16 protein-coding genes are annotated in these 16,376 nt (G+C 64.8%); all 16 read left to right on the forward strand.

Annotation, left to right across the window (positions count from 1 at the left end):
- The first annotated feature begins 82 nt into the window (after window positions 1-82).
- Window positions 83-2,215, forward strand: coding sequence for a transcription termination factor Rho (rho, locus tag J2X98_RS12670; protein WP_307308625.1), 2,133 nt, complete (start codon window positions 83-85; stop codon window positions 2,213-2,215).
- Window positions 2,216-2,445: 230 nt separating this feature from the next.
- A complete protein-coding gene (prfA, locus tag J2X98_RS12675) occupies window positions 2,446-3,519 on the forward strand; it encodes a peptide chain release factor 1 (protein WP_141942101.1) in 1,074 nt (357 codons plus the stop codon).
- A gap of 14 nt (window positions 3,520-3,533) precedes the next feature.
- Window positions 3,534-4,433, forward strand: coding sequence for a peptide chain release factor N(5)-glutamine methyltransferase (gene prmC / locus J2X98_RS12680; protein WP_307308629.1), 900 nt, complete (start codon window positions 3,534-3,536; stop codon window positions 4,431-4,433).
- Complete coding sequence (locus tag J2X98_RS12685) at window positions 4,430-5,191, forward strand: L-threonylcarbamoyladenylate synthase (RefSeq protein ID WP_307308632.1); 762 nt, start codon at window positions 4,430-4,432, stop codon at window positions 5,189-5,191. The genes prmC and J2X98_RS12685 overlap by 4 nt, the downstream gene beginning before the upstream one ends.
- 1 nt (window position 5,192) lies before the next feature.
- Window positions 5,193-6,104, forward strand: a complete 912-nt coding sequence (locus J2X98_RS12690) for a glycosyltransferase (RefSeq protein WP_307308636.1) — start codon at window positions 5,193-5,195, stop codon at window positions 6,102-6,104.
- 6 nt (window positions 6,105-6,110) lie between these two features.
- Window positions 6,111-7,073: a glycosyltransferase gene (locus tag J2X98_RS12695; protein WP_307308639.1), complete on the forward strand. Its 963-nt coding sequence runs from the start codon at window positions 6,111-6,113 to the stop codon at window positions 7,071-7,073.
- Window positions 7,074-7,172: 99 nt separating this feature from the next.
- Complete coding sequence (locus J2X98_RS12700; protein WP_141942092.1) at window positions 7,173-9,041, forward strand: polysaccharide biosynthesis protein; 1,869 nt, start codon at window positions 7,173-7,175, stop codon at window positions 9,039-9,041.
- Window positions 9,038-10,063, forward strand: a complete 1,026-nt coding sequence (locus J2X98_RS12705; protein WP_141942090.1) for an MraY family glycosyltransferase — start codon at window positions 9,038-9,040, stop codon at window positions 10,061-10,063. Before J2X98_RS12700 ends, J2X98_RS12705 begins: the two co-directional genes overlap by 4 nt.
- 99 nt (window positions 10,064-10,162) lie before the next feature.
- Window positions 10,163-10,645 carry a hypothetical protein gene (locus J2X98_RS12710; RefSeq protein ID WP_307308644.1) on the forward strand — a complete coding sequence of 161 codons (483 nt, stop codon included), beginning with the start codon at window positions 10,163-10,165 and terminating at the stop codon, window positions 10,643-10,645.
- Complete coding sequence (locus J2X98_RS12715; RefSeq protein ID WP_307308646.1) at window positions 10,638-10,976, forward strand: AtpZ/AtpI family protein; 339 nt, start codon at window positions 10,638-10,640, stop codon at window positions 10,974-10,976. Before J2X98_RS12710 ends, J2X98_RS12715 begins: the two co-directional genes overlap by 8 nt.
- Before the next feature lie 81 nt (window positions 10,977-11,057).
- Window positions 11,058-11,858 (forward strand): F0F1 ATP synthase subunit A, encoded by an 801-nt coding sequence (gene atpB, locus J2X98_RS12720; protein WP_110541036.1) that lies wholly within the window; start codon window positions 11,058-11,060, stop codon window positions 11,856-11,858.
- A gap of 110 nt (window positions 11,859-11,968) precedes the next feature.
- Window positions 11,969-12,187, forward strand: coding sequence for an ATP synthase F0 subunit C (atpE, locus tag J2X98_RS12725; protein ID WP_003804776.1), 219 nt, complete (start codon window positions 11,969-11,971; stop codon window positions 12,185-12,187).
- A gap of 54 nt (window positions 12,188-12,241) precedes the next feature.
- Window positions 12,242-12,793 carry a F0F1 ATP synthase subunit B gene (locus J2X98_RS12730; RefSeq protein WP_141160057.1) on the forward strand — a complete coding sequence of 184 codons (552 nt, stop codon included), beginning with the start codon at window positions 12,242-12,244 and terminating at the stop codon, window positions 12,791-12,793.
- A complete protein-coding gene (locus tag J2X98_RS12735) occupies window positions 12,793-13,620 on the forward strand; it encodes a F0F1 ATP synthase subunit delta (protein WP_141942084.1) in 828 nt (275 codons plus the stop codon). The genes J2X98_RS12730 and J2X98_RS12735 overlap by 1 nt, the downstream gene beginning before the upstream one ends.
- Before the next feature lie 78 nt (window positions 13,621-13,698).
- The gene (gene atpA / locus J2X98_RS12740) at window positions 13,699-15,336 is read left to right on the forward strand and encodes a F0F1 ATP synthase subunit alpha (protein WP_141942082.1); all 1,638 of its coding nucleotides are present in this window, start codon (window positions 13,699-13,701) and stop codon (window positions 15,334-15,336) included.
- A gap of 73 nt (window positions 15,337-15,409) precedes the next feature.
- Window positions 15,410-16,300 carry a F0F1 ATP synthase subunit gamma gene (locus J2X98_RS12745; protein WP_141942080.1) on the forward strand — a complete coding sequence of 297 codons (891 nt, stop codon included), beginning with the start codon at window positions 15,410-15,412 and terminating at the stop codon, window positions 16,298-16,300.
- Window positions 16,301-16,376 lie beyond the last annotated feature (76 nt).

The following is a 16,376-nucleotide window of genomic DNA, read 5'->3' on the forward strand; positions in this document are numbered from 1 at the left end:
GCTGCAGATCTGAACTGCGGCCCAGATCAAATCATCGCGCCCAGCTCCCAGTCTGGGCGCCGTCGAGGGGGAAGGATCCTTCGTGACCGAAACCACTGAGCTGTCGCCAGCTGTGGAACACACAACTTCTGCTGCCGAACCAATGGCCGCACCCGCCAAGAGCAGCGGCCTCGCCGGCCTGAAGCTCGCCCAGCTGCAGGCCCTTGCCAGCCAGCTCGGTATCTCCGGCGGTTCCCGCATGCGGAAGGGGGACCTGGTCTCGGCCATCTCCGCCCACCGCGCCGGTACCCTCACCGCCAAGGCCCCCGCGAAGTCCGCTGAAAAGGCTCCGGAAAGCGTCGTGGCTCCGGCTGCCGCTGCACCGGCTTCCGCTCCCGAGGCTCCTGCCGCAGAGGCCGCTGCCGCAGAAGGCACCCGTGCCCGCGGGCGCGGACGCAGCCGCCGCGCCGTCAGTGACGGCGTGGTTGCCCCGGCAGCCGAAGCCCCCGTTGTGGACACTGTCGCCGCGCCTGCCGCTGCAACTGTCGAGGCGCCGTCGGCCGCTCCTGCCGAAACCACCGAGGCAACTGAAGGTGCCCCCGAACGCCGTCAGCCCCGTACCCGCAACCGCCGCCGCAGCGAAGCTGCTGCCGCCCCCGTCCAGGAAACCCCCGTGGAAACCCCGGCAGAGCAGCCCGCCGGGGAACCGCGCGAGCAGCGCGCTGAAGCGCCCGCAGCGGAGCCGTCCGACGCCGGCCAGCGCACCGAACGCCGCGAAGGCGGACGCACCCGCGGCCGTGACAACACCCGCGACTCCGACGGCGGACGTGACAACCAGGGCAGCCGCGAGGCAGGCCAGCGCGAAGGCAGCCGGGACAACCGCGATGGCGATGACACCGACGGCGGCAGCCGCCGCAACCGCCGGAACCGCCGGGACCGCAATGACCGGAACGACCGCTCCGGCGGCCAGGACCGGGACAACTCCCGCAACGACCGCTTCCGCGACCGCAACGACCGCCGCCGCGGCCGCAACCAGGGCCCGGACGTGGACGACGTCGAAATCACCGAAGACGACGTCCTGCTGCCGGTGGCGGGCATCCTGGATGTCCTGGAGAACTACGCGTTCATCCGCACCTCCGGCTACCTGCCCGGCCCCAACGACGTCTACGTCTCCCTGGCCCAGGTCAAGAAGTACAACCTGCGCAAGGGTGACGCCGTGGTTGGCGCCATCCGCGCACCACGGGAGGGCGAGGACCGCAACCAGCAGTCCAACCGCCAGAAGTTCAACGCCCTGGTCCGCGTCACGTCCGTGAACGGCAAGACGCCCGAGGAACTGAAGGACCGCGTCGAGTTCGCCAAGCTCGTTCCGCTGTACCCGTCCGAGCGCCTGCGCCTGGAGACCGACCCCAAGAAGATCGGTCCCCGCGTCATCGACCTCGTCGCCCCGATCGGCAAGGGCCAGCGTGGCCTGATCGTCTCCCCGCCCAAGGCCGGAAAGACGCTCATCCTGCAGTCCATCGCCAACGCCATCACCACCAACAACCCTGAGGTCCACCTCATGATGGTGCTGGTTGACGAACGTCCTGAAGAAGTGACAGACATGCAGCGCACAGTCAAGGGCGAGGTCATTGCCTCCACCTTCGACCGTCCCGCCGACGACCACACCACCGTGGCCGAGCTCTCCATCGAGCGCGCCAAGCGCCTCGTGGAAATGGGCATGGACGTTGTGGTGCTCCTGGACTCCATGACCCGCCTGGGACGCGCCTACAACCTGGCAGCACCGGCCTCCGGCCGCATCCTGTCCGGTGGCGTGGACTCCGCAGCCCTGTACCCGCCCAAGCGCTTCTTCGGCGCCGCCCGCAACATCGAGAACGGCGGCTCACTCACCATCCTGGCCACCGCCCTCGTTGAGACCGGCTCCAAGATGGACGAGGTCATCTTCGAAGAGTTCAAGGGCACCGGCAACATGGAACTGCGCCTGTCCCGCCAGCTGGCAGACAAGCGGATCTTCCCGGCCGTGGACGTCAACGCATCAGGCACCCGCCGCGAGGAAAACCTGCTCTCGCCCGAGGAAGTCAAGATCATGTGGAAGCTGCGCCGCGTCCTCTCGGGACTCGAGACCCAGCAAAGCCTTGAACTGCTCACCAACAAGATCAGGGAAACCCAGAGCAACGTCGAGTTCCTCATGCAGGTCCAGAAGACGACGCTCGGTGCGAAGTCGGATAACGACAAGTAGCTGAGTTCGGGGCGGGTGTGGAATTTTCGTGCGGCTGGGTGCCGCGCGGATTTTCCGCCCCCGCCCCTTCGCGTGCCGGCTCAGTCCTGACGGACGTGAGCCGCCACGCTTCGGCAGGCCCGATGCCACTCCCGGGGCGGAAAATCCGCGCGGCTTCCGTTGGTTACCGTCCTGCTTCGCGCCCTGCTTGTGGCATTACTAGACTTGTACAAGTCGAAAGAGGTTTATAGATGTTTGAGTCCGTACAGGGCCTGCTTGATGAGCATGACTCCATCCAGGCACAGCTGGGCGATCCTGCTGTTTACGCCGACCAGCGGCTTGCCAGGAAGCTCGGACGGCGGTCGGCTCAGCTCAACGGCATTGTTGACGCGTACCACAAGTGGGAAGGGCTGCGGGATGATCTTGCTGCCGCCAAGGAAATGGCTGCCGAGGATCCCGAGTTCGCTGCCGAGGTGCCCGAACTGGAAGCTTCGCTCGAGGTCGCTGCGGCCAAGCTGCGCCGCCTGCTGATTCCCCGCGATCCGGATGATGCCCGCAATGTGATCCTTGAAGTCAAGGGTGGCGAAGGCGGCGACGAGGCTGCCCTGTTCGCCGGCGACCTGCTGCGCATGTACACCCGCTACGCCGAGTCCCGCGGCTGGAAGACCGAGATCATTTCCGCCACCGAATCGGATCTTGGCGGGTACAAGGACGTCCAGATGGCCGTCAAGGGCAACTCAAACGACCCCGCCGAGGGCGTATACGCCCGGCTCAAGTTCGAAGGCGGCGTGCACCGCGTCCAGCGCGTGCCTGTGACCGAGTCCCAGGGCCGCATCCACACCTCCGCCGCCGGCGTGCTCGTCCTGCCCGAGGTTGACGAGCCGGAAGAGCTCGAGATCAACCAGAACGACCTCAAGATCGACGTGTACCGGTCCTCGGGCCCGGGCGGCCAGTCGGTGAACACTACGGACTCCGCGGTCCGCATCACCCACCTTCCCACCGGCATCGTGGTGGCCATGCAGAACGAGAAGTCCCAGCTGCAGAACCGTGAGGCCGGCATGCGCGTCCTGCGTGCCCGCATCCTGGCACACCAGCAGGAACAGATCGACGCCGCCAACTCGGAACAGCGCAAGTCGCAGATCCGCACCATGGACCGCTCGGAGCGCATCCGCACCTACAATTACCCGGAAAACCGGATCGCGGACCACCGCACCGGATACAAGGCCTACAACCTGGACCAGGTCATGAACGGTGACCTGGAGCCCGTCATCCAGTCCGCGATCGAGATGGACGAGCAGGCCCGGCTGGACGCCATCGGCGACTGACCGGAACGTCCACCATGACCGAGCCCAAGCACGCAGCCCCCGCACGGACCCTCGCTGCAGCGGTCCGCGAGGCTGCCGCCCTCCTTGCCGAGGCCGGCGTGCCCAGCCCGCGGGCCGATGCCGAGCTGCTGGCAGACCACCTCCTGAATGTCGGACTGGGCCGGCTGCGCTCCCTCATGCTCGGTGATACCCCGGAGCCCGAGGGGTATGCCGGGCTCGTGGCCGAACGGGCCCGCCGTATTCCACTGCAGCACATCACCGGAGTGGCGCATTTCCGCTATCTGGAACTGGCGGTGGGGCCCGGGGTCTTCATTCCCCGTCCCGAGACGGAATCCGTGGTCCAGCTGGCCATCGACCACGTCCGGGGCGTGGACGGCCCGCGCATCGTGGACCTCGGCACGGGCTCCGGTGCCATTGCCGGGTCCCTCGCCACCGAGGTGCCCGGGGCGGAGGTGCACGCCGTGGAGTTCAGTCCGTTCGCGCACGCCTGGGCAGCGAAAAACCTTGACCCTCTGGGCGTGCACCTCATCCTTGGGGACCTGCGGGACGCCTTTCCGGAACTCAACGGAACTGTCGACGTCGTGGTTTCCAACCCGCCCTACATCCCCGCCGAAGCCATCCCCAATGAACCCGAAGTAGCGCTGCACGATCCACCCGAGGCTTTGTACGGCGGGGGAGCGGACGGCATGGACCTTCCGACGGCGGCAGCGGCCTCAGCGGCCCGCCTGCTGCGCCCTGGGGGCTACTTCGTCATGGAACACGCAGAAGTCCAGGCCGGCTGGATTGCGGCCATGCTTGCAAGGACCGGACCCTGGACAGCCATCACCACTCACTTGGACCTCAACGGCAGGGAACGCGCCACCAGCGCCGTGCTCGTTGAGGAGTCCGCACGGAATGAAAGAATGGGCCAGTGACCACAACTTATGACTGCAGCATCGACGACGAGCGGGCCCGGGGCCTGGAACACGCCCAGCGCGCCATCAGCGAGAATAAGTGCGTCGTGCTCCCCACGGACACGGTTTATGGGATCGGCGCGGACGCGTTCTCGCCGCAGGCCGTCACCATGCTGCTGGTTTCCAAGGGACGCAGCCGCACCATGCCGCCGCCCGTCCTGATTCCGCGCATCAATGCCCTGGACGGCCTTGCCACCGAGGTTTCGGCTGACGCCCGCAAACTGGCCGAAGCCTTCTGGCCCGGCGGCCTGACCCTGATCCTGCACGCGCAGCCGTCGCTCGACTGGGACCTTGGCGAAACCAAGGGGACAGTTGCGCTGCGCATGCCCGCCGACGAGGTGGCCCTGGAGCTGCTGACCCTGACGGGACCACTTGCCGTCTCCTCCGCCAACCGCACCGGCCAGGCCCCGGCCCAGACTGCCGCGGCGGCACGCGAGCAGCTCGCCGACTCGGTGGAGGTCTACCTGGAAGGCGGCCCCCGGCCGCTGGAGGGCGAAGCCGGGGTCCCGTCAACCATCGTGGATGCCACCGGTCCCGTCCTGCGCGTAGTCCGCGACGGTGCAGTCAGCCTGGAGCGGCTGCGCGAGCACGTTCCCGGCGTCCTTGGCTTGGGTGAGGTCCCCACGGCGTCCGAGGAACCGGCACCGGGGACGGACCCTGAGGCAACCAGCGCAGGCAGCACCGCCGTCAGCGACGCTGACAGAGTTGCGGGAAACTGACGTGCAGCCCAAAGTCGCCGTTGCTGCCGTAACCTTCGACCGCCACGAAGAACTGGCCCTGCTCCTGAAGGGCCTGGCCACGCAAACAGCGCCGATCCATTCCATCGCCCTGGTGGATTCCGGTACGGTCCCGGCCCGCGACGTGGTCACGTCCGGGGGAGCGGAGAACATCAACTACCTCCGCTCCGAGGCCAACCTGGGCGGTGCCGGGGGTTTTGCCTACGCGATCCTGGCGGCCATGGCCAGCGGCGCGGAGTGGATCTGGCTGATGGACGACGACGGCCATCCGGAGGATGCCACCTGCCTGGCCGAACTGCTCCAGGCCGCGGAGGAGCACCAGTTGGACATCATCAGCCCGCTGGTGGCGGCTACGGCGGACCCCAACCGGCTGTCCTTCAATTTCCGCATCAACGGACTCCTGACCAACGACCGCTCCCGCCTTGCACCTATGGGCTACCTTCCGGACATGGTCCACTTTTTCAACGGTGCGCTGATCCGGACCGAAGTCTTTTACAAAATCGGCATTCCGGACGTCAAGTTCTTCATCCGCGGGGATGAAGTGGACTTCCTTTCCCGGGTGAAAAAGGCCGGCCTCAAGTACGGGACACTCGCCACGGTGGCCGTCCGGCACCCCGCCACCTGGACGGAAATGAAGCCCATCTTTGGCGGCTTCATCACTCCCGTCATTCCCGAAGGGGAGTTCAAGCGCTACTGCTACTTCCGCAACCGGGGCTATTTGACCCGCAAATACCGGAACCTGCGCTGGTTCAGCGCAGACATCGTCGGCTTCCCCTACTTCTTCCTGAAGAGCGGCGACTTACGGGGCCTGGCCCACTGGTTTGGCGCCTACTCAACCGGCTTCCGCGGCAAGGGCTTCGGCTCCCCCGCGGAACTGATGTCCGGCAGGAACTAGGCCCGCGTGGAGAACCTGTACGCCGTCGTCGTCACCTACAACCGCGCAGATTTCCTGCGCAACCTGCTGGACTCCTTTGCCCGGCTGAACACCCCGCCGACGCACATCCTCGTGGTGGACAATGCCAGTACCGACCACACGGCGGGGGTCGTGGCGGACGCCATCAGCGGCCAGGGCCCGCGGATCCAGTACGAGCGGCTGGACCGGAATGCCGGCGGGGCCGGTGGCTTCTCGCGCGGCGTGGAGCTGGCGCTCGAGTCGGGCGCCGAATGGCTGTGGCTGATGGACGACGACGTCGAAGTCCTTCCCGGCGCCGTTGAAGCACTGGACAAGTTCACCGCGGACTACTCCTGCATGATCGGCCGCCGGTACGACGCCAACGGCAAACCGTTCTTCTGGCAGCATCACTTCGTCGAGGCGCTGGGCATCTTCCTGCCGGTCTCGCGCGACGTGTTCAAGCATTCAGACGTATTCCGCACCAATGTGGGCAACTTCGAGGGCATGCTGGTCAAGGCCTCGGTGGTCCGGGACATCGGGCTGCCGGACCCGCGCTTCTTCATCACCTGGGATGACCTGATTTACGGCTGGCTGGCCGCGCAGCGCACTCCGGTGGTGTACGTCAACGCTTTCGTGATCAGGAAGGTCCGTGCGCAGCGGCAGGTTGATTTGGGGCTGCGCCACCTCAACGACTCGTCTGACCTGAGCCGCCGTTATGTAATGCGCAACCGCGGGCACGTGGCGCACTACCTGAAGGCCTACGGCAAGTACAACCGGGCCGGTTTCGCGGCCGGGACTGCCCTGACGTTCCTGAAGGAAATGGTCCGGCTGATGCTCGTGGAGCGGACGCTCAAAGGCACCGGTGCACTGTGGCAGGGGTGGCGTGAATCGCGCGCGATCCTGGCCGACACGGGATGGAAACCCATGCCGCCGCTGCCGGCGCATCCGGGAAGCGGCAGCCAAAGAGTTTAGTATCGTTCTAGGCCCCGACGCCGTCCGACGGTTTTTGCGGCGGGGATTTTTGAAACAGGCGCTGGCCGCCGTGGTAGTGGAAGTCGGTTGCATCTTCTGTTGAGTACAAAATCTGAAACGCGCGCACCTGCCGCTGTACGGGACGAGAAGCCCGCCCTCTGGATCTGGATCCAGCTCTTCCTGGACTCCATGTCGTGGGTCGTGGCCATCGTCCTGGCGTTGCTGCTGCGCTACGAGATGGGCATCCGGGTCGAACAGTTCGCGGGCGCATTCGCCGTGGCCGCCATCGCCGTCGTCGTGCAAATGCTCGCCGGCTACTCCCTGGCTCTCTACCGCGGCCGCTACCCGTTTGGCAGCTTCCAGGAGGCCCGGGCACTGGTAATCGTCACCGTTATCGTGGCCGCTTCCATCACGGCCAGCCTGCTGGTGCTGTACGAGGCCATCAACATTGGCCGCAGCGTGGGCCTTATCGCCTTCCCGTTCGCCTGCCTTTTCATGGCCGCCACCAGGTACGCCAAGCGCCTCTATGTGGAAAGCCGGACCCGGCCAGCGGACGGCGCACAGAACACCCTTGTTTACGGCGCAGGGTTCCTCGGCAACTCGCTGGTGACCAGGATGCTGCAGGACCCCGACTCGCCTTACTTCCCCGTCGGACTGATCGACGACGACCCAACCAAGAAGCACCTCCGGCTTTCCGGAGTGCAGGTGCAGGGCCGGGGAGACGACCTGCCGGCCATCATCCGGCGCACCCGGGCCAAGGTCCTGGTCCTCGCTTTCGCCAACGTCGAAGCCGGCCTGGTACGGCGCATTTCCGATGCCGTGGCCGGCCTGAATGTCCGCGTCCTGGTGCTGCCCCCGCTGCGGGACATGCTCGGCAGCGGGACTCCGGCCGGGTTTTCTGACTTCCGGGATGTAGCCGTTGAAGACCTGATTGGGCGCCGTCCGGTTGACATCAAAGTCGATGAGATTGCGGGCTACATCACCGGGAAGCGGGTCCTGGTCACGGGGGCGGGCGGATCGATCGGCTCCGAGCTCTGCCGCCAGATCGTACAGTTCAGCCCCGCCGAACTGATCATGCTGGACCACGACGAAACCGGCCTGCAACAAACCCAAATTTCCATCACCGGCCGCGGCCTGCTGGCCGGGCGCGACACTGTCCTCGCCAACATCCGCGACGGGGAAGCGCTGCAGGCAATTTTTGCTGACCGGCGCCCCGAGGTGGTGTTCCACGCGGCAGCGCTCAAACACGCGCCACTGCTGCAGCAGTATCCTGTGGAAGCCTGGAAGACCAACGTCTGCGGCACGCTGAACGTACTGCGCGCCGCCCAGCATGCCGGTGTTTCACACTTCGTCAACATCTCCACGGACAAGGCCGCGAACCCCACCACAGCGCTTGGCCACTCCAAGCGGGTAGCCGAAAAGCTCACCGCCTGGATGGCTGGCCAGACCCAGCGGAAGTTCGTCTCCGTCCGGTTCGGCAACGTTATGGGCAGCCGGGGGTCGATGCTTCCCCTCTTTACCGAGCAGATCCGCGTGGGGGGTCCGGTGACGGTCACCGACCCGGACGTCACCCGCTTTTTCATGACAATCCCGGAGGCCTGCCAGCTGGTCATCCAGGCCGGTGCCATCGGCGCGGGCGGCGACGTCCTGATCCTGGACATGGGTGAACCCGTGCGCATCCTGGACGTGGCACAGCGGATGATCGCCATGTCCGGCAAGGATGTGGAGATCATCTATACGGGGCTGCGGCCCGGCGAGAAACTGCATGAAGTGCTGGTGGGCGCGGGGGAGCTGGACGAGCGTCCCCTGCATCCGAAAATCTCCCACACCAAGGCAACCGAGCAGGATCCGGACAAACTGGACCTCAACGTCTGGCTGGCCCGCTGCGAGGCGGAACAGGGCGCCAGTATTGGCGATATTCCGGATGACGAGGCCGACGACGCGGGTCCGGTCAGGGTGGCGTCATGATGCCGTTGGTCCTGGTCGCCGCCACGACACTGCTGGCCAGTCTCCTGCTTCCCTTCGCAGTAAAACCGTGGCTCGTACGGATGGGCGTCGTGGATATCCCGTCCGCGCGCTCATCGCATGTCAAAGCCACCATCCGCGGCATGGGTGTGGCGGCTGCGCTGGCCACCGTCATCGGTTATGCGGCAGCGGTGCTGCTGGGAGTCGTCACGGTTGACCGCTCCATTTCCGCGGTGGTGCTCGGCATCATCGCCGCCTGCGCCGTGGTCGGCTGGGTGGAGGACCTGCGCGGCCTGTCCATCAGCGGCCGCGCCGGCGCCCAGCTGGGCATCGGGGCAGCGGGCTCCGCAGCGCTGATCGTGCTGACAGGGCAGTCCTTCTGGTGGCTGCCGCTCGCCGCAGTTGCCATTGCGGCCTACGTCAACATCGCCAACTTCATGGACGGTGTCAATGGCATTTCAGGGCTCCACGGGGCTACTGCAGGGGTTGCCTACGCTGTGGCGGGAACGTTGTCGGAACAGCCATGGCTGACTGCCGGCGGCACGGTGCTGGCGATGTCCTTCCTCGGTTTCCTGCCGTGGAACCTTGGCCGGGGCTCCGTCTTCCTTGGGGACGTGGGCAGCTACCTGCTGGGCGCTTCGATCGCAGCCCTGGCGGTGGCCGGCTTCCTCAGCGGCGTCTACGTCGAGTATGTCCTGTCGCCGATCCTGGTGTACGCCGCCGACACCGGCTACACGCTGCTGCGGCGGATCAAGGCGGGGGAGCGCTGGTACGCGTCCCACCGGGAGCACGTCTACCAGCGGCTGACGGACGTTGGCTTCTCGCATCTGCAATCGGCCGGTGCGGTGACGCTCTGCACGGTGGCGGTCATCATTCTTGGCTTCGTTGCCGCCACCGCATCGTTGCCGGTGGTGGTCCTGTGCGTCACGGTGGGCGTGCTGATCCTTGCCTTGTACCTGGCGAGCCCGGACCTGATCCGCCGGCGCCGCCGCAGGTCCAGGGTCACGCGCCTGCCGGTGACCTAGCCATGTTCTATCTCGTGTAGAATTTAGGGGCAGCCCAAGCTGCCACTCCACCCCCTGCCTCCTGGCGATTCGCCATGTGGTGCCGACGATTGGGATCGAATGACCTCCAACGCCGAGTCCGGACCTGCTTCCGGCAATGGACACGTTGGCGCTTCCGGTCCCACCGCCTCCCTCTGGCTGAACCTGCTCAAGCGCAGTTCGATTGCCGCTGGTGCCGGCCTTGCGCTGTGCGCCATCCCTGCCGGCCTCCTCAACGGAGCCACCGGGGCCGTATCGAGTGTCCTCGGCGGCCTCCTGGTGATGCTGTTCTTTGGAATAAGCCTGCTGATCGGGCACTTCGTTGGCCGCAGCAATCCCTCGGGTGCGATTGGCGTGTTTGTGGCCACCTACTTCATCAAAGTAGTTGGCTTCGCTGTGGTCCTGTTCGTCATTGGCGCTCCGGAATGGCTTCACGGCCGCTGGTTCATCATTGGCGCCGTGGTAGCCGTCGTCCTCTGGCAGGCCGCCGAAATCCACGGCTTCAGCAGGGCCCGCCTCCAGATCTACAACGACCCGGAAGACAAGGGTGCAGCTGATGCGTGATCCGAAGAAAGCCGCCGGCGCCCCCCATGGCAAACGCGGCACAAACGGCGCTTCATCCGCCGCTTCCGACCCCTCCACCGATGGCGGCTACAACGCCGGAATGGCCGTGTTCAGCTACATCATTGGCGGAATCATCGTCTGGAGTTTGATAGGGTGGGGACTGGATTATCTGTGGGGAACGCGCTGGATTGTGCTCGCAGGCGCTCTGCTTGGAGCCGTCGGAGGTTTCTACCTTTCCCACATGCATGGCCTTACCAGTTCCCGCAAAACTGCTGATGAGCGCCATGCTTCCAGCGCACCGTCCCAGGACGGAAAAGATAATGCCAAATAATTTCACAGGGGGAACAGCAGGCTGTCAGGCTGCCGGACCCCGCCCAACGCCCAATGATGGACACTGCAGAGAGGAAACGCGTTGATCGCGCTTGCGCTCCCGGCCCAAGATTCAGGAGAGTTCACTCCTCCTGGAATTAACGAAATGCATTTGCCGGCAATCCTGCCGTGGGGTGCCGCAGAAGGATTCTCCAAGCAGATGCTGCTGGTCCTCCTCTCTGTCGTCTTTATCGCAGTCTTCTTCGTGCTCGCCGCACGCAAGCAGCAGCTGGTACCCGGCAAGCTCCAGTTCGCCGGCGAAGCCGCTTACGGCTTTGTCCGCAACGGCATTGCCAAGGACATCATCGGCGGCAGGGACTTCATCAAGTACGTCCCGCTGCTTTTCAGCCTGTTCTTCTTCATCCTGGTCAACAACATCTACGGCGCCATCCCGGTGTTCCAGCTCCCCACGTTCTCGCATGTGGGTGGAGCGTACGTGTTGGCCGGCCTCGTCTACGTCACCTGGATCGCCATCGGCGTGAAGAAGAACGGCCTGCGCTACTTCAAGCTCGCAACCGTCCCCTCGGGCGTGCCGTGGTACATCCTGCCCATCGTCATTCCGATTGAGATCATCTCCAACTTCGTTGTCCGGCCCGTCACGCACAGCCTGCGTCTGTTCGCGACCATGCTCGCCGGCCACCTGATTGTCATGATCGCCGGTTCCGGCATCGAGTACCTCATCATGCAGGAGAACTTTCTGCTGAAGGGAACGTCGGTCCTGGTCCTGGCCGGTGCCATCGCAATGTACATGCTCGAAGCCCTGATCATGGTCCTGCAGGCTTACGTCTTCACGCTGCTGACTGCGATCTACATCGAAGGTGCGCTGCACGCCGACAGCCACTAGGCACCCCGCCGGGGGCGCGACGCGCCGCCGGCACACCACAGTCTTCCCCTCGCGGGGATGAAGCAACCCAAACAACCTGCCGCACAGGCGGCATCTTGAAAGGAAAAAAAATGGAAGGCTCCATCAACGGCTCCCTCAACCTCATCGGCTATGGCCTCTCGGCTATCGGCGGTGGTATCGGTGTGGGTCTCGTGTTCGCTGCCTACATCAACGGCGTTGCACGCCAGCCGGAAGCCCAGCGCGTCCTGCAGCCGATCGCATTCCTGGGCCTGGCGCTGACCGAAGCACTCGCCATCCTGGGTCTGGTCTTCGCTTTCGTTCTCAAGTAAACCTTCAGAACTTCAGCGAACATTCAGAACCGAGTAGATAAGGACGGGTGAAATATGCATCAGCTGATCATCTCAGCCGCCGCTGAAGGCGACGTCAACCCCCTTGTTCCCAATGGCTGGGAAATGCTGGTTGTCTTCGTGGGCTTTGCCATCCTCTTCTTCATCGTGGTCAAGTATGTTGTCCCGATGTTCGAGAAGACCTTCGCAGAGCGTGCCGAGGCCATCGAAGGCGGCATCGCCAAGGCTGAAAAGGCCCAGGCTGAGGCGTCTGCTGCACTCGAAGAGTACAAGCAGCAGCTGACCGACGCCCGCACCGAAGCCAACCGCATCCGTGAGGAAGCCCGCGCCGAAGGTGCCCAGATCCTCGCGGATCTCAAGGAGAAGGCGGCAGCCGAGTCTGCCCGCATCACCGCGCAGGCCCACGCACAGATCGAATCCGAGCGCCAGGCGGCCGTTGTGTCCCTGCGCTCCGAGGTAGGCACCCTGGCCACCACCCTCGCGGGCCGCATCGTGGGCGAGTCCCTCGACGACGATGCACGCGCAGCACGGGTCGTTGACCGTTTCCTGGCAGATCTGGAGTCCCAGAACGCAGGTGCAGCTAAGTAATGGCAGGCGTATCGAGCGAATCGCTGGCAACAGCACTGGCCGCTTTGGAAGCGAAGCTTCCCACGGCGTCGCTGCAGCTGGCAAAGGAACTCTTCGGAATTCTGGGAATGCTGGACAGCTCGGCTGGCTTGCGCCGTGCCCTGACTGACCCCTCCCGCAGCGGCGACGAAAAGTCTGCGCTGGTCAGGCAGCTGGTTGGCGGAAAAGTCTCCGCTGATGCTGCTGAAATCGCGGGTGGACTGGCCAGCTCACGCTGGGCATCGGCGCGCGACATCGGCGATGCACTCGAGACTCTTGCCGCAACGGTGGTCATTTCCGTTGCTGAAAACAAGTCGGCCGTTTCTGCCTCCGGAATCACTGGCCTGGAGGAGCTGGAAAACGATCTGTTTTCCTTCAACCAGGCTGTTGCCTCCAGCCACGAGGTACAACGTGCTCTGTCCGAACCGCAGGCAAGCGCCGCAGCCAAGGCTGTCCTTGCCGGCAAGCTGGTGCCCGGTGTCAGTGAGGAAGCCAAAGTCCTCATCACGCAGGCAGTCACCCAGCCGCGCGGCATCAAGCCCACCCGGCTTGTGGAGCGGTTCGCCGAACTGGCGGCCAAGCGGCAGCAGCGCTGGATTGCAACGGTCAGCGTGACCCGTCCTTTGTCGCAGACGCAACTGGCACGCCTCAAGGCGGGCCTGAATGCCCTGTACGGGCGGGATTTGAAGGTCAACATCAACGTTGACCCGTCGCTCATTGGCGGAATCCGCGTCCAGGTGGGTGACGAAGTGCTCGACGCTTCTGTCATCACCCGGCTGGGCGAACTGCAACGCCAGCTGGCCGGCTAGCCGGACAAGCACACCAAAACTGATAGAAACCCCGGTCACCGTTTGCGGTGATCACAAACAGGAGAGCAGGGACTGCAGATGGCCGAATTGACCATCAACGCCGACGACGTCCGTAATGCGCTGAACGAGTTCGCGGCGTCCTACGAACCCGGGAACGCAGAGCGCGTAGAGGTCGGCCGCGTAACCACCGCTAGTGACGGCATCGCCCGTGTTGAGGGCCTTCCCTCGGTCATGGCGAACGAGCTGCTGCGTTTCGAGGACGGCACCCTGGGCCTGGCCCAGAACCTGGACGTCCGCGAAATCGGCGTGATCGTCCTCGGCGACTTCACCGGCATCGAGGAAGGCCAGGAAGTCCACCGGACCGGACAGGTTCTGTCCGTTCCCGTTGGCGACGCCTTCCTTGGCCGCGTCGTTGACCCGCTGGGCGTGCCCATCGACGACCTCGGCGAGATCAAGGCCGAGACCACTCGTGCACTGGAGCTGCAGGCTCCGGGCGTGACCCAGCGCAAGTCGGTGCATGAGCCGATGCAGACCGGCCTGAAGGCCATCGACGCGATGATCCCGATCGGACGCGGCCAGCGCCAGCTCATCATTGGCGACCGCCAGACCGGCAAGTCCGCTATCGCGATCGACACCATCATCAACCAGAAGGCCAACTGGGCTTCCGGCGATGTCACCAAGCAGGTCCGCTGCATCTACGTCGCCATCGGCCAGAAGGCGTCCACGATTGCCGCCATCCGGCAGACCCTCGAGGACAACGGCGCGCTGGAGTACACCACCATCGTGGCATCTCCCGCGTCCGACCCCGCAGGCTTCAAGTACCTGGCACCGTACGCCGGGTCGGCCATCGGCCAGCACTGGATGTACGGCGGCAAGCACGTCCTCATCGTGTTCGATGACCTGTCCAAGCAGGCCGAGGCCTACCGTGCAGTGTCCCTGCTGCTCCGCCGCCCGCCGGGACGCGAAGCCTACCCGGGCGACGTCTTCTACCTGCACTCCCGCCTGCTGGAGCGTTGTGCGAAGCTCTCCGACGAACTCGGTGCGGGTTCCATGACCGGCCTGCCGCTGATCGAGACCAAGGCGAACGACGTGTCCGCCTACATCCCGACCAACGTCATCTCCATCACCGATGGCCAGATCTTCCTCCAGTCGGACCTCTTCAACGCCAACCAGCGTCCCGCTGTCGACGTTGGCGTCTCGGTGTCCCGCGTGGGCGGTGCCGCCCAGGTGAAGTCCATGAAGAAGGTCTCCGGTACTTTGAAGCTGGACCTGGCCCAGTACCGCGACATGCAGGCGTTCGCCATGTTCGCATCCGACCTGGATGCGGCATCCCGCCAGCAGCTGACCCGTGGTGCCCGCCTGATGGAACTGCTGAAGCAGGGCCAGTACTCACCGTTCCCGGTCGAGGACCAGGTTGTTTCCATCTGGGCCGGCACTAACGGCTACCTGGACGACGTTCCGGTGGAGGACATCAGCCGGTTCGAGGCCGAGTTCCTGGAGCACCTGCGCCACAAGTCCTCGATCCTGACCACGCTGGCACAGACCAACGTGCTGGACGACGACACCGTGGCTGCCCTGAAGTCCTCGATCGTGGACTTCAAGAAGGGTTTCTTCGGCCAGGGTGACAACCACCTGGTAGGCGCCGGCCACGAGGAGCACGACGCTATCTCCGAGGGCGAAGTCGACCAGGAAAAGATCGTCAAGCAGAAGCGCTAGTTCCGCACCGCCGGGTGTGCCGGGCCGCAAAGGCACGGCACACCCGGCGACGGAATGTTAGGAAAGGATAAGTATGGGAGCCCAGATCCGGGTCTACCGCCAGAAGATCAGCTCGACCACGTCGATGCGCAAGATCTTCAAGGCGATGGAACTGATCGCTACCTCGCGCATCGGGAAGGCCCGTGCGCGCGTAGCAGCTTCACTGCCTTACGCGAACGCGATCACGCGCGCCGTTTCTGCTGTCGCCAGCCAAAGCGAAATCGACCACCCGCTGATCACTGAGCCGGAGCAGATCCGCCGTGCCGCCGTCCTGGTAATCACCTCGGACCGCGGCCTGGCAGGTTCCTACTCGGCCAGCGTCCTCAAGCAGGCGGAAGGTCTCAACGAGCTGCTCCGCGCCGAAGGCAAGGAAGTCAAGACCTACGTCGTGGGCCGCAAGGCCCAGGCCTACTTCGATTTCCGGAACCGCGAGTACGCGCGGGTCTGGACCGGAGGAACCGACGCACCCGAGTTCGCTACTGCCCGTGAAATTGGCGCAGCGTTGCTGGCAGAATTCGCGACCGACTTCGAAGACGGCGGCGTGGACGAGATACATGTCGTCTACACCCGCTTCAAGTCCATGGTCACCCAGGAGCCGACGGTCATCCGCCTGCTCCCGCTTGAAGTAGTGGAAGAGCAGGCTGAATCTGAATCGGATCTCCTGCCGCTGTATGAGTTCGAACCGGAAGCCGAGCGTGTCCTTGACGCCCTGCTGCCGCGGTACATCGAATCCCGTATCTTCGCAGCCATGTTGCAGGCAGCAGCTTCCGAGCTCGCAGCCCGCCAGCGGGCGATGAAGTCCGCAGGCGACAACGCAACGGACCTGATCAAGAAGTACACGCGTCTGCGCAACACGGCCCGCCAGGCCGAAATTACGCAGGAACTCTCCGAGATTGTTGCCGGTGCCGACGCCCTCGCGTCCTAGCCTGCACCGCCCCGGTTCCGCGTAACCAGCACCACCACCACAGATAAACTTAACCCCACGCCATCTACTGAATGAA

Source organism: Pseudarthrobacter enclensis, from assembly GCF_030811655.1.
GTDB classification, from domain to species: domain Bacteria; phylum Actinomycetota; class Actinomycetes; order Actinomycetales; family Micrococcaceae; genus Arthrobacter; species Arthrobacter enclensis_A.